At 67.9% G+C, this 19028-nt stretch carries 22 protein-coding genes and 1 other RNA gene; 4 read left to right on the top strand and 19 right to left on the bottom strand.

Annotation, left to right across the window (positions count from 1 at the left end):
- On the top strand, window positions 1-498 hold the full coding sequence (gene rimM / locus ABXG85_RS07420) for a ribosome maturation factor RimM (protein WP_353513081.1): 498 nt from the start codon (window positions 1-3) through the stop codon (window positions 496-498).
- On the opposite strand, the gene ABXG85_RS07415 is transcribed toward rimM, so the two are convergent.
- The 18 genes from ABXG85_RS07415 to rnpB form a co-directional block, all read right to left on the bottom strand.
- Window positions 495-1403, bottom strand: a complete 909-nt coding sequence (locus ABXG85_RS07415; protein ID WP_353513080.1) for a DUF72 domain-containing protein — start codon at window positions 1401-1403, stop codon at window positions 495-497. The two genes, rimM and ABXG85_RS07415, sit on opposite strands and share 4 nt — an antisense overlap.
- A gap of 23 nt (window positions 1404-1426) precedes the next feature.
- Window positions 1427-1927: a crossover junction endodeoxyribonuclease RuvC gene (locus ABXG85_RS07410; RefSeq protein WP_353513079.1), complete on the bottom strand. Its 501-nt coding sequence runs from the start codon at window positions 1925-1927 to the stop codon at window positions 1427-1429.
- A 1-nt stretch (window position 1928) separates the two neighbouring features.
- Window positions 1929-2984 (bottom strand): cell division protein FtsZ, encoded by a 1056-nt coding sequence (gene ftsZ / locus ABXG85_RS07405; RefSeq protein WP_353513078.1) that lies wholly within the window; start codon window positions 2982-2984, stop codon window positions 1929-1931.
- Between the two features lie 26 nt (window positions 2985-3010).
- Window positions 3011-4252: a cell division protein FtsA gene (gene ftsA, locus ABXG85_RS07400; protein ID WP_353513077.1), complete on the bottom strand. Its 1242-nt coding sequence runs from the start codon at window positions 4250-4252 to the stop codon at window positions 3011-3013.
- Window positions 4249-4833: a cell division protein FtsQ/DivIB gene (locus ABXG85_RS07395; protein ID WP_353513076.1), complete on the bottom strand. Its 585-nt coding sequence runs from the start codon at window positions 4831-4833 to the stop codon at window positions 4249-4251. Before ABXG85_RS07395 ends, ftsA begins: the two co-directional genes overlap by 4 nt.
- A 33-nt stretch (window positions 4834-4866) precedes the next feature.
- A complete protein-coding gene (locus ABXG85_RS07390; RefSeq protein ID WP_353513075.1) occupies window positions 4867-5664 on the bottom strand; it encodes a UDP-N-acetylmuramate dehydrogenase in 798 nt (265 codons plus the stop codon).
- Window positions 5654-6994, bottom strand: a complete 1341-nt coding sequence (murC, locus tag ABXG85_RS07385) for a UDP-N-acetylmuramate--L-alanine ligase (protein ID WP_353513074.1) — start codon at window positions 6992-6994, stop codon at window positions 5654-5656. Before murC ends, ABXG85_RS07390 begins: the two co-directional genes overlap by 11 nt.
- Window positions 6991-8010 carry a UDP-N-acetylglucosamine--N-acetylmuramyl-(pentapeptide) pyrophosphoryl-undecaprenol N-acetylglucosamine transferase gene (locus ABXG85_RS07380; protein WP_353513073.1) on the bottom strand — a complete coding sequence of 340 codons (1020 nt, stop codon included), beginning with the start codon at window positions 8008-8010 and terminating at the stop codon, window positions 6991-6993. Before ABXG85_RS07380 ends, murC begins: the two co-directional genes overlap by 4 nt.
- The gene (locus ABXG85_RS07375) at window positions 7998-9056 is read right to left on the bottom strand and encodes an FtsW/RodA/SpoVE family cell cycle protein (protein ID WP_353513072.1); all 1059 of its coding nucleotides are present in this window, start codon (window positions 9054-9056) and stop codon (window positions 7998-8000) included. Before ABXG85_RS07375 ends, ABXG85_RS07380 begins: the two co-directional genes overlap by 13 nt.
- Window positions 9035-10288, bottom strand: coding sequence for a Mur ligase family protein (locus ABXG85_RS07370; protein ID WP_353513071.1), 1254 nt, complete (start codon window positions 10286-10288; stop codon window positions 9035-9037). Before ABXG85_RS07370 ends, ABXG85_RS07375 begins: the two co-directional genes overlap by 22 nt.
- Window positions 10285-11142, bottom strand: coding sequence for a phospho-N-acetylmuramoyl-pentapeptide-transferase (locus ABXG85_RS07365; protein WP_353513070.1), 858 nt, complete (start codon window positions 11140-11142; stop codon window positions 10285-10287). The genes ABXG85_RS07370 and ABXG85_RS07365 overlap by 4 nt, the downstream gene beginning before the upstream one ends.
- Window positions 11133-11828: a hypothetical protein gene (locus tag ABXG85_RS07360; RefSeq protein ID WP_353513069.1), complete on the bottom strand. Its 696-nt coding sequence runs from the start codon at window positions 11826-11828 to the stop codon at window positions 11133-11135. The genes ABXG85_RS07365 and ABXG85_RS07360 overlap by 10 nt, the downstream gene beginning before the upstream one ends.
- Window positions 11816-13126 (bottom strand): UDP-N-acetylmuramoyl-tripeptide--D-alanyl-D-alanine ligase, encoded by a 1311-nt coding sequence (locus ABXG85_RS07355; protein ID WP_353513068.1) that lies wholly within the window; start codon window positions 13124-13126, stop codon window positions 11816-11818. The genes ABXG85_RS07360 and ABXG85_RS07355 overlap by 13 nt, the downstream gene beginning before the upstream one ends.
- Window positions 13110-14426: a peptidoglycan D,D-transpeptidase FtsI family protein gene (locus tag ABXG85_RS07350; protein WP_353513067.1), complete on the bottom strand. Its 1317-nt coding sequence runs from the start codon at window positions 14424-14426 to the stop codon at window positions 13110-13112. The genes ABXG85_RS07355 and ABXG85_RS07350 overlap by 17 nt, the downstream gene beginning before the upstream one ends.
- Window positions 14423-14668 carry a hypothetical protein gene (locus ABXG85_RS07345; RefSeq protein ID WP_353513066.1) on the bottom strand — a complete coding sequence of 82 codons (246 nt, stop codon included), beginning with the start codon at window positions 14666-14668 and terminating at the stop codon, window positions 14423-14425. Before ABXG85_RS07345 ends, ABXG85_RS07350 begins: the two co-directional genes overlap by 4 nt.
- Entirely contained in the window at window positions 14665-15525 is an 861-nt protein-coding gene (gene rsmH / locus ABXG85_RS07340; protein ID WP_353513065.1) for a 16S rRNA (cytosine(1402)-N(4))-methyltransferase RsmH, read from the bottom strand. Before rsmH ends, ABXG85_RS07345 begins: the two co-directional genes overlap by 4 nt.
- 14 nt (window positions 15526-15539) lie before the next feature.
- Entirely contained in the window at window positions 15540-15974 is a 435-nt protein-coding gene (mraZ, locus tag ABXG85_RS07335; RefSeq protein WP_039456837.1) for a division/cell wall cluster transcriptional repressor MraZ, read from the bottom strand.
- 185 nt (window positions 15975-16159) lie between these two features.
- Window positions 16160-16528: RNase P RNA component class A (gene rnpB, locus ABXG85_RS07330), an RNA gene on the bottom strand.
- A 310-nt stretch (window positions 16529-16838) separates the two neighbouring features.
- On the opposite strand from rnpB, the gene rpmE reads away from it, so the two are divergent.
- Both rpmE and ABXG85_RS07320 read left to right on the top strand, forming a co-directional pair.
- Complete coding sequence (gene rpmE, locus ABXG85_RS07325) at window positions 16839-17054, top strand: 50S ribosomal protein L31 (RefSeq protein ID WP_026234242.1); 216 nt, start codon at window positions 16839-16841, stop codon at window positions 17052-17054.
- 65 nt (window positions 17055-17119) lie between these two features.
- Window positions 17120-17698 carry a thymidine kinase gene (locus ABXG85_RS07320; RefSeq protein WP_353513064.1) on the top strand — a complete coding sequence of 193 codons (579 nt, stop codon included), beginning with the start codon at window positions 17120-17122 and terminating at the stop codon, window positions 17696-17698.
- On the opposite strand, the gene ABXG85_RS07315 is transcribed toward ABXG85_RS07320, so the two are convergent.
- On the bottom strand, window positions 17692-18099 hold the full coding sequence (locus ABXG85_RS07315; RefSeq protein WP_353513063.1) for an Hsp20/alpha crystallin family protein: 408 nt from the start codon (window positions 18097-18099) through the stop codon (window positions 17692-17694). The two genes, ABXG85_RS07320 and ABXG85_RS07315, sit on opposite strands and share 7 nt — an antisense overlap.
- A gap of 18 nt (window positions 18100-18117) precedes the next feature.
- Here ABXG85_RS07315 and miaA point away from each other — a divergent pair, with 18 nt between their 5' ends.
- A complete protein-coding gene (miaA, locus tag ABXG85_RS07310) occupies window positions 18118-19026 on the top strand; it encodes a tRNA (adenosine(37)-N6)-dimethylallyltransferase MiaA (RefSeq protein ID WP_353513062.1) in 909 nt (302 codons plus the stop codon).
- The last annotated feature ends 2 nt before the right edge of the window (window positions 19027-19028 follow it).

Below are 19028 nucleotides of genomic sequence, written 5' to 3'. Positions count from 1 at the left end.
ATGCGCCTGGTGGAGATCGGTCGCTTTGGTGCCCCCTATGCCCTCCAAGGCGGCCTAAAGTTCCGGGGGGAACCGGTGGTGGCCCACCTGGAACGGGTGTACGTGGAAGGGCACGGCTGGCGGGCGGTGGAGGACCTCTACCAGGTGGCCGGGGACGTGGTGGTCCACCTGGCGGGGGTTACCACCCGGGAACTGGCGGAGGCCTTGGTGGGCCTTCGGGTCTACGCCGAGGTGGAAGACCTCCCCCCCCTAGAGGAAGGGCAGTACTACTACTTCGCCCTCATGGGCCTTCCCGTTTTCGTGGGGGGCGTTCAGGTGGGGGAGGTGGTGGACATCCTGGACGCCGGGGCCCAGGACGTGCTGGTGGTGCGGGGGGTGGGGGAGAGGCTTCGCGACCGGGCCGAAAGGCTCATTCCCCTGCAGGCCCCCTACGTGCGGGTGGAGGGGGAAGGGATCCACGTGGAGCCCATCCCTGGCCTTTTTGATGAGGAGGCTTAGAGGAGGTTTTCCTCTGGGGGTTGGTGGCTGAGGCCCAAAAGCTGCTTAAGCTTCAAGGCCGCCTCCACACCTTGGGTGCCGTAGTTGTTGTTGAAGATCACGAAAACCTTTTCCGCCCGTTCTGCCAAGGTTTGTGTGGCTTGGGCTAGATCCTGGAGTTCTTCCTCAGAGTACCGCCAGTTAAAGCGCTCATAGGGCTTGGTGTGGGGGCCTTTCCAGGTTTCGGCGTTTCGGCCGTGGCACCGGAGTACGCTCACCGGGTGGGTGGGCTCCAGGACCCTCGGCGGGGCCTCGGGGTGGGGCGGGGCGTCCACGCTCACGTGGATGAGCCCAAGCCGCAATAGCTCCTTCTTGACGAACCCCCAGGCGGAGTACCACTTGGGGTTGCGGAACTCCACCGCCACCCAGTAGCCCTTCGTCCTCTCCGCCAGGCGCTCCAGGTACTGGAAGCTTCTGGGCTTGGGCTCGGTCCAGGGGGGGAGGCCGAAATGGAGGTAGCCCAGCTTGCCCGCCCGCCTCAAGGGTTCCAAGGCGGCGAAGAAGCGGTTCCACGCCTCCTCCACCACCTCTTCCGGCACCTCCCGCTGGGCTAGGTGCCCTTCCTGGCGCGGCAAGAGGGTGCGGAGGTCTTTGGGAAGGGTTTGGGCCTCGAGGCCATGCCCGGTGAAAGCGGAATAGGCCTTCACGTGGAAGAGGAAGCCTTCCGGCGTCCTTTCCGTCCACTTTTGCACCACCTCGGGGCGGGGAAGGGCGTAGAAGGTGCTGTCCACCTCCACGGTGTCAAAGTGCTGGGCGTAGTAGCGTAGGCGTTTTTCCGGGTGGCTCCTCACCTCGGGGGGGTACCAGCCCGAGGCCAAGAGGGTTTCGTCGGTCCAGCTTGCGGTGCCCACCCGGATTTCCGCCATACCCTCATGGTAAGGGATAGAGGCTAAAGGGGCTTGGCTGCAGTAATCCGGGCGTAGAAGGCGTGGGTGAGGGCGATGGCCAAGGCGTCCGCCAGGTGGCTTGGGCTTGGCGGTTCCCGTAGGCCCAGGATCCCCCGGACCATCAGGGCCACCTCTTCCTTGGCGGCGTGGCCGTGGCCGGCCAGGGCCTGCTTCACCTGCATGGGCCCGTAGGCGTAAACCGGCACCCCCGCCTCAAAGGCCGCCACCAGCACCGCTCCCAAGGCCCAGCCCACCTTGTAGGCGAGCTCGTTTTGCCGGTAGAAGAACTGCTCTTCCACCGCCAAGGCCTCGGGCTGGAAGCGAAGGAGGGCTTCCTTGACCCGGGCGTGGATGCGGCCCACCCGCACCTCCGCCTTCTCCTTGGGGGAGGTCTTCACCACCTCCCCGTGGAGAAGGCGGGCTTTTAGGGCACCCCTCCCTTCCACCGCCACCACCCCGAGGCCCAGGTGGGTGATCCCGGGGTCCACGCCCGCTACCACCACCTTAGTTGCCCCGTTTGGGCGGGTAGTCCCCGTCCCCGTAGCGGATAAAGGCGGGGATGTCAAAGTTGTAGGGGTCGGCGTGGGTGGGGAAGTCCACGGGGCGGATGGGCTTGGGCACCACGGTGCTCTCACCGAAGCCGGCGGCAATCAGGATGACCCTGAGCTCGTCCTGGGCGCGGTCGTCGTAGGTGACGCCGTAAAGGATGTCCACGTCCTCGTTGCCCGTGGCTTCCCGCACCCGCTCCACCACCTCCGCCGCCTCCATGAGGGAGAGGTCTTCCGAGCCCACCACGTTGAGAAGAAGCCTTTTTGCCCCTTCGATGGAGCGCTCCAGGAGTGGGCTCATGGTGGCGGTCTTGGCCGCCTCCTCCACCCGATTTTCCCCACGGCCGGCCCCGATGCCCATGAGCACCTGGCCCGCCCCTTCCAAGAGGGCCTTGACGTCGGCGAAGTCCACGTTGATGAGGCCGGGCAGGTTGATGACGTCGGTGATACCCTTCACGCCGTGGTAGAGAACCCGGTCGGCGATGAGGAAGGCGTCTTTAAGGGTCATCTTCTTGTCCACGGCGGAGAGGAGACGGTCGTTTTGCACCACCACCATGGCGTCCACCCGCTCCTTGAGGCGCTTGATGCCCTCCTCCGCCGCCTTGAGCCTTTTGGGTCCCTCAAAGCTAAAAGGGCGGGTGACCACGGCCACGGTGAGGGCCCCCAGGCGCTTGGCGATCTCCGCCACGATGGGGGCGCTTCCTGTCCCGGTGCCGCCCCCCATGCCCGCGGTGATGAAGACCAGGTCTGCCCCGTCCAACGCCTCGGCGATGAGGTCCTCCGCCTCCTGGGCCGCCTTTTCCCCGATCTCCGGGTTGGCCCCTGCCCCCAGGCCCCGGGTGAGCTTCTCGCCCAGCTGGATGCGCACGTCGGCCAGGCTCTTGGCCAGGACCTGGGCGTCGGTGTTGGCGGCGATGAACTCCACCCCCTGAAGCCCCGCCTCAATCATGCGGTTCACGGCGTTGTTCCCCGCCCCCCCAAGCCCGATGACCTTGATGACCGCTCCTTCCATCTCTGCCCCCTCTCCTCAAATCATGGCTAAAATAAGTTGTTCAAGATTTCCTTGATGCGGGCCCAAAGCCCCTCGGCCTTGGTGGTTTCCTCTTTCTTTTCCCGTTTTTGTGGGCGCTTGGGCTCCGCCGCTCGGGCGGGCAAGGTGGCCCCGTGGCGCACCAGGCCCACGGCGGTGGCGTGGGCGGGGGTGGCCACCACGTCGGTGAGCCCGGATACGCCTTGGGGTTTGCCCAGGCGCACCGGGAGGCCGTACTGCTGCCGGGCCAACAGGTCAAAGCCCCGCAGGAGGGCCGTGCCCCCGGTGAGGACCACCCGGTTCACCCGGATCTCCAGGGGCCCTAGGGTTTCGTCCACGGACTGGCGGGCCAGATGGAGGATTTCCCGAAGCCTGGGCCGGATGATGCGGGCCAGTTCCGGGGCCGGCACCTCCCCCAAGGAGCCCCCTTCCTGGTTGATCTCCAGGACCAGCTCGGGGTCGGCCAGTTCCGGAAGCGCCGCTCCGTACTTCCGCTTCACCCTTTCCGCCTCCTCAAAGGGGATCTTGAGGAGCTGGGCGATGTCTTGGCTCACGTGGTCCCCCCCGAGGGGCAAGACGGCGGAGTGGGCGAGCCTTCCCTCCCGGAATATGGCCACGTCCGTGGTACCCCCGCCCACGTCCAGGAGGAGGATGGTCATGTGCTCCTCTTCCGGGGAAAGGACGCCGAGGCCGCTGGCCAGGGGTTGGGCCACCAGGGCCTCCACCTCGAGGCCCGCCGCCTCCACCGCCCGGCGCAGGTTGGCCAAGGGACCCCTTCCGGCGGCGATGAGGTGGACGTCCACCTCGAGGCGCACCCCCGCCATGCCCACGGGGTCCCGGATCCCCTCCTGGCCGTCCACCTTGAACTCCAGGGGCAGGGCGTGGAGGAGCTCCAGCTCGGCGTCGAAGGGGTAGGCCTTGGCCTGCTCCACGGCCCGCTCCACGTCGGCCTCGGTGATGCTCTGCCCCCGGCGGATGGCGGCCAGGCCGTGGCTGGTGACGCTTTTCAGGTGGGGCCCGCCCACGGAAAGGACCACCCGCTCCACCTTGACCCCCGCCACCCGTTCCGCCTGGTGGACGCTTTGGCGGATGGCCTCCGTGGTGCGCTCCAGGTTCACCACCACGCCCCGCCGCAAGCCTTGGGAAGGGGCGGTGCCTTCCCCGATGATGTCCAAGACGCCATCGGGGGCCAGCTCCCCGATGACGGTGGTGACCTTGCTGGTGCCGACGTCCAATCCTGCGATAATCATGGGCGTAAACTCACCCCCCAAGAATACAGGTACACGTGGCCCTCGGGCCAGGTCGCTTGGGCATACTCTAGCAGAAGTTCGGCGCTTGGGGCAAAAAGGGTGGTGCCGGGGAGATCCACGTAAAAGCCCGCCGGGGTGTACCGGAGCCGCTTGGCGCCCTTGTAGGCCTTGGCCAAGGCCAAAAGCGCCTCCTTGGGAAGGGGCCCCTTCCCCTCCACCTGCGGCCCCGGGGCGTAGGGGGCCCCGCCGGGCAGGAGGGTGCCGTCTTGCGCCAAGGCGGCACCGTCCGCCAGGGGCAAGAAGGGCTCCCGCTCCCGCACCAAGAGGCGCACCACCCCAGGCTTGGGCTTTTGCAGGCGCGCCTCCGCCACCCAGGGGTCTTTGCGGAGGGGAGAAAGGTGCGAGGGGCGGACCCAAAGCCAGGGGGCGCCGGGGTAAAGGCCGGTCTTGGCCAAAACCGCTTCCTCCTTTAGGTGGCGCAGGCCCACCACCTCCACCTTTTCCACGGGGAAAAGGACCAGGCTTGCCACGTAGAGGGTGGCCAGGAGGAGCAGAAGGAGAAGGGCGCGCACTAGCCTCATCTTACCCCCATGGTCTTACCCCGGGCCTAACCTTCACGGCCACACCTCCCACTCCAGCTCCAAGGGAAGCTCTTCCCGGATGCGCTCCACGAGGGCCAGCACGTCCTTGGCGCTGGCCCGCCCCAGGTTGACGATGAAGTTGCCGTGCTCGAGGGAAACCATGGCGTCCCCCACCCTGAGGCCCTTTAGGCCCCGCTCGTCGATGAGACGGCCCGCCGACTGGCCCGGGGGGTTCTTGAAGGCGCAGCCGGCGCTTTTCCGCTTGGGTTGCCCCTTGCGGGCGGCGTCCACCTCGGCCATGCGCTTCAGGATGGCTTCCCGTGGGCGTTCCTTGAGCCTAAGGCGCACCCGGGTCACGATGCCCCCGGGGGGCAGGTGGCTTTGCCGGTAGCCGAAGCCCAGCTCTTCGGGCCGGTAGAGGTGGAAGGCCCCGTCGTGGAAGATCTCCACCGCCTCGAGGGCGTCCGCCATTTCGCCGAAGCGGGTGCCGGCGTTCATCTTCACCGCCCCGCCCACCTGGGCGGGGATGCCGAGGAGCCCTTCCAGCCCGGAAAGCCCAGCCCGGGCCGCCTCTTGCACCAAAAGGGGCAAAAGCGCCCCCGCCCCCACCCAGCCCGTTAGGTCGTAGGCCTGGAACTCCCCCGCCAGGCGGATGACCCGTTCGGGCACCCCCTCGTCCAGCACCAAAAGGTTGGAGCCGTTACCCAAAACCCGGTAGGGGGCCTCGGTGGCCCGCTTGAGCTCTTCCCGGGTTTCCACCGTCCAAAGCTCCGCCGGGCCACCCACGCCCAGGGTGGTGTAGTCCTTGAGGAGCACCCGTTCAACCCTCATGGACGAGCCTCCGGGCGAGTTCCGTCACGTCCCCTGCGCCCAAAGCCAGCCAGAGGTCCTCCGGGCCCGCCGTGGCCTTGGCGTAGGCCAAGGCCTCCCCGGGGGAAAGGAAGCGAGCCTCCTGGCCGAGGGCGGCGAGCCTTTCAGCGATCCTTTGCGACAGGGCTTCCGGGGAAACCTCTCCCTTCTCCCCGGCGGTGTAGACGGGAAGGACCACCACCTCTTCCGCCTCCAGGAGCGCCTCGGCGAAGGCCTCCCAAAGCTCCAGGGTGCGGAGGAGGCGGTGGGGTTGGAAGAGGACCCGAACCCTCCGGCCTAGAAGCCGCGCCGCCTGGAGGGTGGCCCGCACCTCCGTGGGGTGGTGGGCGTAATCGTCCACCACCAACGCCCCCCGCACCTCTCCCAGGCGCTCAAAGCGCCGCCCCACCCCGGGGAAGCGGGCGAGCCCCCGGAGGATGGCCCCTTCTTCCACCCCGAAGGCCAAGGCGGCCAAGGCGGCGGCCAGGGCGTTTTTCACGTTGTGCGCCCCGGGGACCTGGAGCCTGGCCTCCCCCAGGTCCTTTCCCTGGTAGACCAGGCGGAAGCGGCTTCCCGTGGGCGTTAGGGCCACCCCTTCCGCCCAAAGCTCCCCACCCTCCCCGAAGCGAAGGGGCCTGAGCCCATGGGCTGCCTGGGCCAAGAGGGGGTCATGGGCGGGGAGGACGGCCACCTCCGCCTTCCCCAGGAAGCCAGCCATGGCGGCCAGGAGGGCCTCGAGGCTCTCGTGGTAGTTGGGGGCCTTCCTTCCCTCGGGGGCCACGTGCTCCTTCTCCAGGTTGGTGGCCACCGCCACCCTTACCCGCACCCCTTGGAAGAGGGGGTCCGACTCGTCCACCTCCGCCAGCCGAGGGCCCAGGCCGAAGCGGGCGTTCCCGGGAAGGAGGGAAAGCTCCCCCCCAAGGAGCACCCAGGGGTCAAGCCCTGCCTCCAGGAGGATGCTCGCCAGCATGCCCGTGGTGGTGGTCTTCCCGTGGGTGCCCGTGACGCCCAAGGAGGGCTGTTGCGCAAGGAGGTGGGCCAAAAGTTCCATGCGCCTGATGACCCGCAGGCCCCGCCTCCTGGCCTCCAGGACCTCGGGGTGGTCCAAGGGGATGGGGGTGGGGACCACCAGGGTGTCCTCCTCCCCCAGATGGGCGGGGTCGTGCCCCCGGTGCACGGGGACCCCAAGGGCCTCCGCCCGCTTGCCTGGGGCCAGGTCACACCCCGTCACCGCCACCCCTTCCTCCAGGAGGAGGCGGGCTAGGGCGCTCATCCCCACCCCTTCTATGCCCATGACGTGTGCCCGTTTCATAGGAACTCCTCCAGCCAATCCGCGATGCGGCCTGCCGCCCCTTCCGGGGAGAGGCGGGCCATGCCTTCTTGGTAAGCCTCCCGCCGGGTGAGCATGGCCTGGACCTGTTGGGGTAGCCTGGCATAATCCCCGAGTTCCGCCCCCCCTGCCTTCCGGTAGGCCTGGGCGTTGGCGGCCTGGGCGCCCCCGTCTAGCCGAGGGTCCAAGGGGAACAGGAGGGCGGGCAGGTGGTGGAAGGCGGCCTCCGCCAGGGTGCCCGCCCCGGCCCGGGCCAGGAGGAGGTCGGCGGCGCTCATGGCCAAGGGCGCATCCACGAAGCCGGCGATGCGGTACTCCTCCTCCTCCAGGAAGCGGTAGCGCTCCACCCACCGTTCCCCCACCTGGTGGAGCACGGGAAGGCCCAAGGGTTTGAGGAGGGGAGGGAGCCGCTCGTTGAGCTCCAGGCTCCCTTGGCTTCCCCCCAGGGCCAGGAGGAGGGGCTTGGCGGGGTCGAAGCCCAAGCGGGCCTTGGCCTCCGCCTTGGGGTAGCGCACCTCCCGTACCGGGTAGCCCAGGACCCGGGCCTTGCGCCTAAGCCAGGGGGGAAGGCCCACGGGAACGCTTAGGGCGAGGCCCTCGGCCCAGGGGGTGAGGGCCTTGATGGCCAGGCCCAGCTTGGCGTTTTGCTCGTGGAGGAGGAGGGGAATGCCCCTAAGCCCCGCCAGGAACGCCCCGGGAAAGCCGGCGTAGCCCCCGGTGGAGAGCACCGCTTGGGGCGGGTGCTCCCTAAGGACCTGCCAGGCGGCCTGAAGCCCCTTGACCAGCTTGAGGGCTTCCCCTGGCCGAAAGGCGCTCCGGTCCAGCTTGCCTGCGGGGATGAGGGCGTGGGGGAGGGGGCTTTGCGGGAGGAGGCGGGCCTCGAGGCCTCCCTCGCTCCCCAGGTAGAAGACGGCGTGGCCCCGCCTTCGCAACGCCTCGGCCACCGCCAGGGCGGGGAACAGGTGCCCCCCCGTGCCTCCCCCGGTCAGGAGGACCATGCGCCCACCTCCTTCCTCGCCCCCTCCTTGGCCAGGCGCAGAAGCACCCCTAGGGCGAAGCCGGAAACCAAGAGGGAGCTTCCCCCGTAGGAGACGAAGGGCAAGGGTACCCCCGTCACGGGCAGAAACCCCACGGTAACCCCGATGTTGATGGCGGCTTGCAGGGTCAGGTACAGGGTGAGGCCCAAGGCCAGAAGGCTCAGGGGCCCCTTGAGGCGGAGGGCCAAGGCCAAGCCCCGCAGGAACAAAAGCAGGTAGAGGAAAAGGACCACCATGCCCCCAAACCAGCCCGTGGCGAAGACCACGCTGGCGAAGACCATATCGTTATGGGCCTCCGGAAGGTGGGGGAGCTCCCCCCCAGGGCCTTGCCCCAAAGGACCCGCCAGGAGGATGGCCTTTTGCGCTTGCAGGACCTGGTAAGCGGTGTGGGCAGGGCTGGCTTCTCCCTGAAGATAATCCAGAAAATTCGTGAAGCGCTCGGAAACGTAGCGGAAGCGGGCCAGGTAGTAGCCGGAGAAGGGGAAAACCGCCAAGAACCCCGCCAAGCCCACCATGAAGAGCCTGCGCCAAGGTACCCCGGCCAGGATGAAAAGGAGGGCGGCCAAGGTCACCAGGAAAAGGGCGGTGGCGAAGTCCGGCTCCACCAGGACGAGCCCCGCGGTGACCCCCGCCAGAACCGCCGCCCCCACGATGGGGGTATCGTTCCCCTTGCGGCCCACGAAGGAGGCTAGGTAGAAGACCAAGACCACCTTGGCCAGCTCGGAAGGCTGGAAGGCCACCGGCCCCAGGTAGAACCACCGCCTTACCCCTCCGGGCCCATCCCCTAGGAAAAGGACCAAGAGCAAGAGCCCCAGGGTGAGGAGGAGAAGCCCGAGGGCGTAACGGAGGAGGCGGGCCGGGGGCAGAAGGAACCCGAAGAGCATGGCGGCTAACGCAAGCCCTACCCGCACGAGGTGGCTCGGGAGGAGGCTCGGCTCCGCTACCCCCACCCCCAAAAGGCCAAAGGCCATGAGGAGGAGGCCGCTTAAGAGGAGGACGGGGTCCATGGCTCACCTCCTAGGGCCAAGACCGCTTCCCGGAAGGCCTGGGCGCGGTCTTTGTAGTCCTTGAACTGGTCAAAGCTGGCGGCCAGGGGGGCGAGGAGGACGGAGCCTTCCCTTAGCCGGGCCAAGGCCTCGGCCACCGCCTGCCGCATGGCCTTGCGCCCCTCTTTTTCCTTCACCACCACCACCTCCACCCCCCCGCCCAAGGCCTCCGCCATGCGGGCCCCGTCCCGGCCCAGGGCCACGATGACCCGCACCCGAAGGAGGAGGGGCCTTAAGGGGGCAAGGTCGGCCCCCTTGTCCTCCCCCCCCAGGATCCAGGCGATGGGGGCGGGGGCGGCCCTCAAGGCGGCGGCCACCGCCGGGGTGCGGGTGGCGATGGAATCGTCGATGAAGACCACTTTCCCCTTCCTGGCGAAGACCTGGAAGCGGTGGGGGGGACGGGGGAGGGTTCTTAGGCTTTCCGCAAAGGCCCCTTCGTCCAAGGGGCGGCCCAAAAGGTCTAGGTAGGCCCGGGTGGCGGCCAAGGCGGCCCGCAGGTTGCTCTCCCGGGGGTCTTCCGCCGGGAGGAAGGGGTAGAGGCGGGCCGGGCTCCTTTCCGCCGCTTGGCGCACCCTGGCGTCGTGGGCGTTGTAGACCAGGGCGTCTTCGGGGGTGAGGTTCTTGAGGAGGTTGAGCTTGGCGGCGTGGTAGGCCTCGAGGCTCCCGTGGCGGTCCAGGTGGTCCACCCCCAGGTTGAGGAGCACGGCCACCCGGGGACGGAGGGTGGACACCCGTTCCAACTGGAAGCTGGAAAGCTCCGCCACCGCCACCTCCGCCTCGTCCACCACACTCACCAGGGGAGGGTCCACATTCCCCCCCTCCAGGGCCTTTAGGCCTTGCCCCCGCAGGAGGTGGGCGGTGAAGAGGGTGGTGGAGGTCTTCCCCGCGGTGCCGGTGATGCCGAGGATGGGGGTTGGGGCGAGGCGGTAGGCCAGCTCGGCTTCCCCCATCACCTCCGCCCCCCCCTCCCGGAGGCGCTTGAGGTTGGGGTGGTCTAGGGGTACCCCGGGAGCGGCCACCACTTGGGCGTAGCGGCCCTCCAGGGCGAAGTCGGGGGTGAAGCCCAGGGCCAGGGCTTCCCGCACCTCCTCTTCCTTGGGCCGGTCGTCGTGGAAGCGGGCGGGGAGTCCCCGCCGCTTCAGGAAGCGCAAGACCCCAAGGCCGCTCCGTCCCAGGCCGTAGACCAGGATCATGCCCCACCTCCCAAGCCGAAGGCCAAGGCGGTGGCCAAGGCGGTGAGGACGGCGAAGCGGAAGACCACCTTGGCCTCCTCCCAACCCATGAGCTCAAAGTGGTGGTGCAGGGGGCTCATGCGGAAGAGCCGTTTTCCCGTGCGGCGGAAGTAGAGGACCTGGGCCACCACGGAAAGCACCTCCAACACGGGGACGATGGCGGCTACGGGCAGGAGCCAAAGCTTCCCCGTAAGGACGAAAAGCCCCGCCACCATGGCCCCCAGGGCCTGGCTGCCCGTGTCGCCCATGAAGACCTTGGCCTTGGGGGCGTTGTGCCAGAGGAAGCCCAGGAGGCTTCCCAAAAGGGTCTGGGCGAAGGGGTAGGGGTAGAAGGGGAGGAGGAGGATGGTCGCCACGCTGGCCAGGAGCCCGTCCAGGCCGTCGGTGAAGTTGAAGGCGTTGGCCGCCCCCACCACGGTCAGGAAGACGAGAAGGACGTCCAGGATAGGCCAAGGGGTGTAGGCCACCTGCCTTGCGGCGTAGAGGGCGAAGACCAAGGCCATAAGGCTTTGCAGGGCGAGCTTCTCCCGCGCCTTGAGGGGCCGGGAGAGGCTACCCGCCAGGTCGTCCAAAAGCCCCAAAAGGGCAAAGCCCAGGCCGAGAAGCCAAAGGGGAAGGAAAGGGTCTTTGCCCTCGAGGTAGTAGGCCAAGAAGGCGGCGAGGAGGAAGGCCACCCCTCCCATGCTGGGGGTCCCCTCCTTGGCCAGGTGGGTTTGGGGCCCCTCCTGGCGCACCCGCTTGCCCAGGCCCAGGCCCCGCATGAAGGTGATCCAGAAGCCGGTGAAAAGCCAGGCGAGCAAAAGGGCTAGGGCCATACCACCTCCCGGCAGGAAAGGACGCGTTCCCCCGGCACCAGGTAGACCTGTTCCCCAAAGGCGGCCATGTCCTCTGCCTCGGCCAAGGCCTTCACCCCTTCCTTCCGCACCAGATAGACCTTCTTCCCCAAAAGCGCCACCACCCCGCAGGCCCCCGCCTGGGCTTTGAGGGCGGGGGAGGGGAGGGGGAGGGTTCGGCCCTCGGGGTAGAAGAAGGCTTCCTCCCCGAGGGCCACCGCGCCCTCCCAGGCCACCACCTGGGCGTACCTTCCCCGATGGAGAAGGGTTCTTTCCCGATAGAGCCCTTCTTGGCCCACCCAGAAGAGCCCCTCGTCGCCAAGGAAGGCGTCCTTGGCCGGGTAGGGAAGGAGGCCCCCTTGGGTCCACACCGCCTCCCCCAGGCCCACGGCGAGCCGAGGGCGTGCCCGAAGGAAGCGGGGAATGCCAGGAAGGGGAAGGCTTTCCAGGCGGCCTTCCCTGAGGACCAAGAGCTGGTAGGGGTAGGCGGCGTACAGGGCTTCCCCGTCGGCGTCCAGGAAGAGGGGGGAGCCAGGGAGGATGGCCTGGAAGCGGCCCTCCACCAAGCCCCCTCGGGCGAAGCCTCCGGGGTAGGGAAGGGCGGGGGGGGTGGCCTGAAGGGGAGCGCAGGCGGCGAGGAGGAGGAGCAGGAAACCTAAGCGTTCCATAGGTCTAGGATCCTTTCCAGGCCCACGGCCCTCGAGGCCTTGAGGTAGACCAGGTCCCCCGGCAACACCCGGGCCTTGAGCCAGGCCACCGCCTCTTCCAGGCTTTCCACCGCCTCGCCCCCTAGGGCGGCTTGGGCCTTGGCGAAGGGCCCCAGGTACAGGGGCTTAAGGCCGAGCCTCGCCGCTTCCTCCGCCACCTCCAGGTGGAGGCGCTCTGCCAGCCCACCCAGTTCCCGCATCTCGCCCAAAACCACCCACTTCCGCCCGGGCTGGGCGGCAAGCCAGGCAAGACCCGCCTTTACAGAAAGGGGGTTGGCGTTGTAGGCGTCGTTCAGGAAGACCACCCCCCCTAAGGCCCGCCGCTCCATGCGGCCCGGGGGCAGGCGGAGGTGGGCAAGCCTTTCCACCACCCCTTCCAGTTCCTTTCCCAAAAGTTCCGCCGCCGCCAGGGCGGCCAAGGCTCCCAGGGAGGGCCCCAGCCCAGGGTAGGGCACCCGAACCTCCCTTCCCCGGTAACGGAAGCGGCTTTCCGCAGGGAGGAGCTCCAGGTCTTTGCCGGCAAAGGTGGCTTCCCCGAAGCCATAGGTGGGCTCCCCTTTGTAACGGCCGAAGGCCTGGAGCACCTCCTTGGCTTGTAGGCTCACCAGGGTCTGGGGAGCTTGTAGGAGCCCCGCCTCTTCCCGCACCACCCCTTCCAGGCCGCCGAAGGCCAGCAGGTGCTCCTCTCCCAAGGCGGTGAGGACGGAAAGGGTGGGCCTCGCCAGCCCCATGAGCTCCGCCATCTCCCCCACCCGGTCTATCCCAAGCTCCACCACGGCCCCTTTCGCCCCAGGGCTTAGGTGGAGGAAGAAGCGGGCCAAGGGCGGGGCGGTGTTCTGGTTGCCCATGGGGGCGGGGAACCCTAGGCCTTGGGCCAGGGCCTCCTTGGTGGTGGTCTTGCCCGAGCTCCCCCCCACCGCCACCACCGCCCCTGGGAAGAGCTCCCTCAGGGCGCTTCCCAGGCGGAGAAGCGCTTCGTAGGGGTCCTTCACCTCCACCGTGGCCTCGCCGGGGACGTCCGCCAGGATGAGGCTCGCCCCCTTGGCCCGGGCCTCGGGGATGAAGGAACGCCCGTGGGTCTTGGCCCCGGGGAGGGCGACGAAGAGGCTTCCTGGGGTGACCTCCCGGCTATCCCAGTGCAGGTCCCGCACCGACGCCCCCCCCGGGTGGAGCCGCCCTCCCGTGGCCTCCGCCACCCACCTGGGCGTTAGTTCCCTAACATGCGCAAGATACACAACTACCTCACCGCTCCTCAGCATAGGGGGGAAGGCCCCGGTAGGCCAAGAGACGGGCGGCGATCTCCCGGAAGATGGGGGCGGCCACCTGGCTGCCGTGCACCTCCCCCTTGGGGTGGTGCACCGCCACCACCACGGTGTACAGGGGCTTGTCCCCGGGAACGAAGCCGGCAAACCAGGCGGTGAACACCTCCCGGGAGTAGCGCCCGTTCACCACCACCTGGGCGGTGCCCGTCTTGCCCGCCAGGCGGTAGCCCGCCAGGTGGGCCCGGGGGGCGAGGCCTTCCTCCAGGGCTTGCCGCACCGCCTTCGCCGTGGCTTCAGAAAACACCCTCTCCCCCTGCCGGAGGCTTCCGGCAAAGAGGATGGGGGGGCGGTAGACGCCGTCCACCAGGGCGTTGAAGGCTGCCGCCAGGTGCAAGGGGGTGATGAGGAAGCCTTGACCGAAGGTGTGGTTGGCGTAGGCGGCCCGGCTCCAGGTTTCGGGGGGCTTCACCACGGGGGACGCCACCCGGATGCCGGGGAGAAGCTCGGGGTCGGTGAAGTGGAGCTTCTCCAGGTATTGGTGGAAGATTTCCTTGGGCAAAGCCTCGGCTAGCCGGCTAATGCCCACGTTAGAGGAGTACTTGAGCACCTCCGCCAGGGTGAGGACGGGGGGGTGGGGGACCACGTCGCGGATGGTCCAACCGTCCACCACCCGGTACATGGGGGCCTCCACCCGGGTGTGGAGGCTGGCCCGTCCTTCTTCCAGGAGCATGGCGGCGGTGAGGGCCTTCATGGTGGAGCCGGGCTCCAGGGCCACCAAGAAGGCGTGGTTGCGCCAGGAGAGGTCCTTTTCCGGGTCCTTGCGCGGGGCCAGGGGATCGAAGGCGGGGCCGTTGGCCACGGCCAGGAGCCTGCCCTCCCGGTCAAGGACGAGGGCGGTGGCGAAGCTTCCCTGGCTCTTCTCGAGGCCTTGCCAAAGGGCCCGCTCCGCCATGGCCTGGATCCAGGGGTCCAGGGTGAGGGTGAAGGAGCGACCCTGGGCCAGGGCGGCGTTCAGGTCTCGCTCCAGGCCCTCGAGGCCCCTACCCGTGCTCCTCTCCCCGAAGCCGAGGAGTTGGCTTGCGCTTTCCCCCAAGGGATAGTAGCGGCCCGTTCGCAGGGTGAGGGCCAGGGGGGTGCCATCCTGGGCGTAGAGGGCTCCCCGGGGTGGGGGTGGCGGGGGTGGAGGTGGGTTGAGGCGGGGCGGGTGGGTAAGGAGGGCGTAGATGCCCAGGGCAAAGAGGAGGAACCAAAGGGCGAGCCCGGCGAAGACCAAAGGCACCCGACTCACCGCCGTCATGGCGCCCACCTCCCTTGGCTCATGGGGATAAAGCCCTCCTGTTCCGCCCACTCCAGAACCTCCAAGGGGCGGCTTGACCGCCAAGCCTCCTTGCGGAGGGCTTCCTCCTCCGCCTGGAGCTTGGCAAGCCGTTCCTCCATCCGGGCGAGGGCCGCCTTTTCCGCCTGGTTGCGGTGGCCCAAGGCGAAGAGGAAAAGAAGGGTCAAGAGGTACAGGAGCCCAAACCGCACCGCCGTTCTCACGCCGCCTCCTTTTCCGCCGCCCGCAGCTTGGCGCTCCTCGCCCGGGGGTTCTTGGCCACCTCCTCGGGGCTTGGGGTGAGGGGTTTTTTGGTGAGCACCTTGAGGCCGCTTCCCTTCAGGAAGCGCTTGACCAAGCGGTCTTCCAGGGAGTGGAAGGTGATGACCACCAGCCTGCCCCCAGGTTTGAGCACCCCCTGGGCTTGCCGCAGGAATTCCTCCAGGGCACCAAGCTCGTCGTTCACGTACATGCGCAGGGCCTGGAAGGTCTTGCGGGCGGGGTGCCCCGCCTTGCGGAAGCCCACCGCCTCTTGCACCACCTGGGCCAGCTGGGTGGTGGTGCGGATCCTCGCTTTCTTCCTGGCCTCCACGATGGCCTTGGCGATGCGGTACGCCTGCTTTTCCTCGCCCAGGTCCCGCAGGATGCGGTAAAGCGCCTCCAGGGGAAGGGTGTTCACCACCTCCTCGGCGGTGGGGCCCGTAAGGCCCATGCGCATGTCCAAGGGGCCTTCCTTGTGGTAGCTGAAGCCTCGCTTGGGGTCTTCCAGGTGGAAGCTGGAAACCCCAAGGTCCGCCAGGATCCCCGCCACCTCCTTCACCCCGGCTTCGGCCAGAACCTCCTGGAGGTGGCGGAAGTTCTTCTGGAACACCCTTAACCCAGCCAGGCCAAGGGCTTCCGCCCGGGCTATGGCCTCGGGGTCCTGGTCCAGACCCAGAACAAGCCCCCCCCGGGCCAAAATGCCCCGGGTGTGGCCAGCCCCGCCCAAGGTGGCGTCCACGTAGACCTCCCCCGGCTTCACCGCCAGGAGGTCCAAGGCCTCTTGGTACATCACGGGAATGTGCTCGGCAATACCTTCCATAAATCCCTAAATCCCTATCCGATAAGTCCCCGCAGGGCCTCGGGGGCCGGCGGGTTGTGCAAAATTTCCTCGATGGCCTTCCACCAGCGCTCCAGGCTCCAAATCTCCAGCCTTCCCGGGGCTCCGGCGATGACCACTTCCCCTCCTTCCGCAAGCCCGGCGAACTGGCGCAGGGGCGGGGGGATGAGCACGCGGGAGGCGTTGTCCATGCGGGTCTTGTGGGCGCCCGAGTAGAAGAAACGCACGAAGGCCCGGGCCTCCTTGTCCGTGAGGGGCAAGTTGACCAGCTGTTCCTCAATCTTGCGCCAGCGGTCGGAGGGGAAGACGTAGAGGCAACCCTCCATGCCCCGGGTGAGCACCAGCCCGTCCTCGAGGAAATCGCGAAAAGGGCCGGGGATCACCACCCGCCCCTTGTCGTCCAGGCTGTACTGGTACTCGCCGAAGGGCATTCTCCCACCTGCTCCCACCTTCCGGTGGCCAGACCCGGTGCGCCTGGATCGCGGATGGCCGTGGCCGGGGAAGGTTTTCGCCGGGAAGTATACCACGGACTCCCCACACTTTTCCACTCTCTCCCACTTGTGACCCACTTCTGTCCCACCTTGGGGGAGTAAAAAAACCCCGAGCCGAAGCTCGGGGTCCGGGATAGGGCGTAAGCCGGGTTCTGTTTCTGCGGTCATCTCTCTGGGACCGGTGTCGCCACCGGCCTCAAGCGGCCCATCCCAGGGGTTCTGACGGGCCGGGCAAGCCCTTCCCCTCTACTGGGCCTTGCACCGGGTGGGGTTTGCCGTGCCCCAGCCTGTTGCCAGGCCAGGCGGTGGGCTCTTACCCCACCGTTTCACCCTTGCCCGCACCGGAAGCCTCCGGCCGCTGGCGGTCTTTTCTCTGTGGCACTTTCCGTCGGGTTACCCCGCCCAGCCGTTAGCTGGCACCCTGCCCTATGGTGCCCGGACTTTCCTCACCCAAGGGGGGTTGGCCCCTCGAGCGCGACCGCACCCCTATCCCGGGGCATCCTTTAGCTTAGCAGCTTTTTTTGCTAGGGTGAAGGGGTGGACACGCGTCTAGCCTGGTACGTACCCTTGGCCCTACTCCTTCTAAGCTTGGTGGGCCTTGGGGTTTTGGCCACCTTGTGGTTTTTAGGGGCGCTGGCCCTTCTGGGAGGCGCTACTTTGTTGGTGGCGCGAAGGCTTCGGCGGCTTTGGGGTCCCCGCTGGCGCAGGTTGCCCCCACCCCGCTAGCCCTTGCGCCGAGGCCGGGTGCGCCCTACACTAAGAAGCGGTTTTCGCACGGCCAAGACCGTGCGGGAGGAGGCAAGCGTGAAAGAAGGCATCCATCCCAAGCTGGTTCCCGCCCGCATCATCTGCGGTTGCGGCAACGTCATCCACACCTACTCCACCAAGCCCGAGATCCACGTGGAAGTCTGCAGCAAGTGCCACCCTTTCTACACGGGCCAGCAGCGCTTTGTGGACACGGAGGGGCGGGTGGAGCGCTTCCAGCGCCGCTTCGGCGACTCGTACCGCAAGGGGCGCTAAGTCCACCGGACCCGGCCGGGGGCTTAGGCCCCCGGTTCTCTTTAAAATGCCCCCTGGAGGAACGCATGCCCCCGGTACTTCACCGACAAGGCTGGATTGAGGTCATCGCTGGGCCCATGTTCTCCGGCAAGAGCGAGGAGCTCATCCGGCGGGTGCGGCGGGCCCTGATCGCCCGGCAAAGGGTCTTGGTGTTCAAGCCCCGGTTGGACGACCGCTACCACGAAAGCCACGTGGTGAGCCACGATGGGGAGAAGGTGGAGGCCATTCCCGTGGAGCGGGCGGCGGAGATGGAGGTCTACCTTGTGCCCCTGCCCCAGGTGGTGGCGGTGGACGAGGTGCAGTTCCTGGACCGGGGCTTTTTGGACTTGGCGGAAAGGCTGGCCCAGGAGGGGGTGCGGGTCATCGCCGCGGGGCTGGACCTGGACTTCCGGGGGGAGCCTTTCGGCATCATGCCCGAGCTCTTGGCCCGGGCGGAGTTTGTGGAGAAGCTTACCGCCATCTGCCCCCGTTGCGGGGCTCCCGCCACAAGGACCCAGCGCCTGGTGGACGGGAAGCCCGCCCGTTATAGCGACCCCGTGATCCTGGTGGGGGCCATGGAGCGCTACGAGCCCCGTTGCCGCGCCTGCCACCAGGTGGTCTACTGAGCCAGGGGCAACGGAGCGCCCTTCTTTTTCCGGAAACGCACCTCCAGCACCCCCTGGCGGAGGCTCGCTTGGGCGGTGCCCTCTTCGATGGGACCGGGCAGGTCCAGGGTGCGGCGGAAGGTGCCCATGGGCCTTTCCTCCAGAAGGTAGGTGCCGGGGAGGGGGTGGCGTACCCCGGCCAAGGTGACGCGGCTTCCTTCCTCCAGAAGCTCCAGGTCCTCGGGGCGGACCCCGGGTAGGTCCACCAGGAGCACGTAATGCTCCTCTTCCTCTAGAAGGTCCACCCGGGGCACCCAAGCGGCGGGCTCCTCCCCCGTGAGCTGGTAGGCCAGCTCGGCGATGCGCTCCTGTAGCTCTTTTAGCTTGCGCAGGGTTTCCAGGCGGTCCAGGCGCTCCAGCATGCCCTTAGCATAAGGGATGTGGAAGCGGTGCCGGTGTTGGCGGGCCCCACGGGAAGCGGGAAGACCCTCCTCGCCTTGCGCTTAGGGGAGGAGCTACCGCTGGAGGTGGTGTCCGCCGACGCCACCATGGTTTACCGGGGGTTAGACATCGGCACGGACAAGCCGAGCCCGGAGGAGCAGCGAAGGGTGCCCCACCACCTGGTGGACGTGTTGGAGCCTTCCGAGGCCATGAGCGTGGCCCGCTTTCTGGACATGGCGGAGGAGGCCATTGGCAGCGTTCTCGCCCGGGGCCGCCTCCCCCTGGTGGTGGGGGGAACCGGCTACTACATTCGTGCCCTTTCCGAGGGGCTTTATGACCTCCCCCCGCCCGACCCTGAGGTCCAGGCCCGGCTTTGGCAGGAGCTGGAGGCCAAGGGGTTTGCGGCGTTAGCGGCGGAGCTGGCCCAGGCTAGCCCTTCCGATGCCTTACGGGTGGGGAAGAACCCCAGGCGGCTGGTGCGGGCCCTCGAGGTCCTACGCCGCACCGGCATGCCCCCCGCCCGCTTCCCCAAACGCCCACCCCGCTTTCGCTACAAAAAGCTGGTGCTTTGGCCCGAGCGGGCTTGGCTTTGGCCCAAGCTCGAGGCCCGGGCCCGCTCCCAGTTCGCCCGGGGCCTGGTGGAGGAGGTGAGGGCCCTCCTCGCCCGCTACCCCACCATGCCCACCGCCCTCCAGGCCATTGGCTACAAGGAGGTGGTGGGTTACCTCAGGGGAGCGTACTCCTTGGAGGAGGCCTTAGAGCGGGACATCCAGGCGGTGAAGGCCTACGCCAAGCGGCAGTACACCTGGTTCCGCCACGAGCCGGGGGACGTCACCTACCTGCCCCGGGGTGGGGAGGAGGCCTACCCCGGTTTTCGCGACTGGCTACGCCTTCACTTCGGGCTATAGTG

The organism is Thermus sp. LT1-2-5 (genome assembly GCF_040363165.1).
GTDB lineage: Bacteria > Deinococcota > Deinococci > Deinococcales > Thermaceae > Thermus.
Note: the sequence above shows the minus strand (reverse complement) of the source record. Positions and strands in the feature narration are given on the sequence as shown.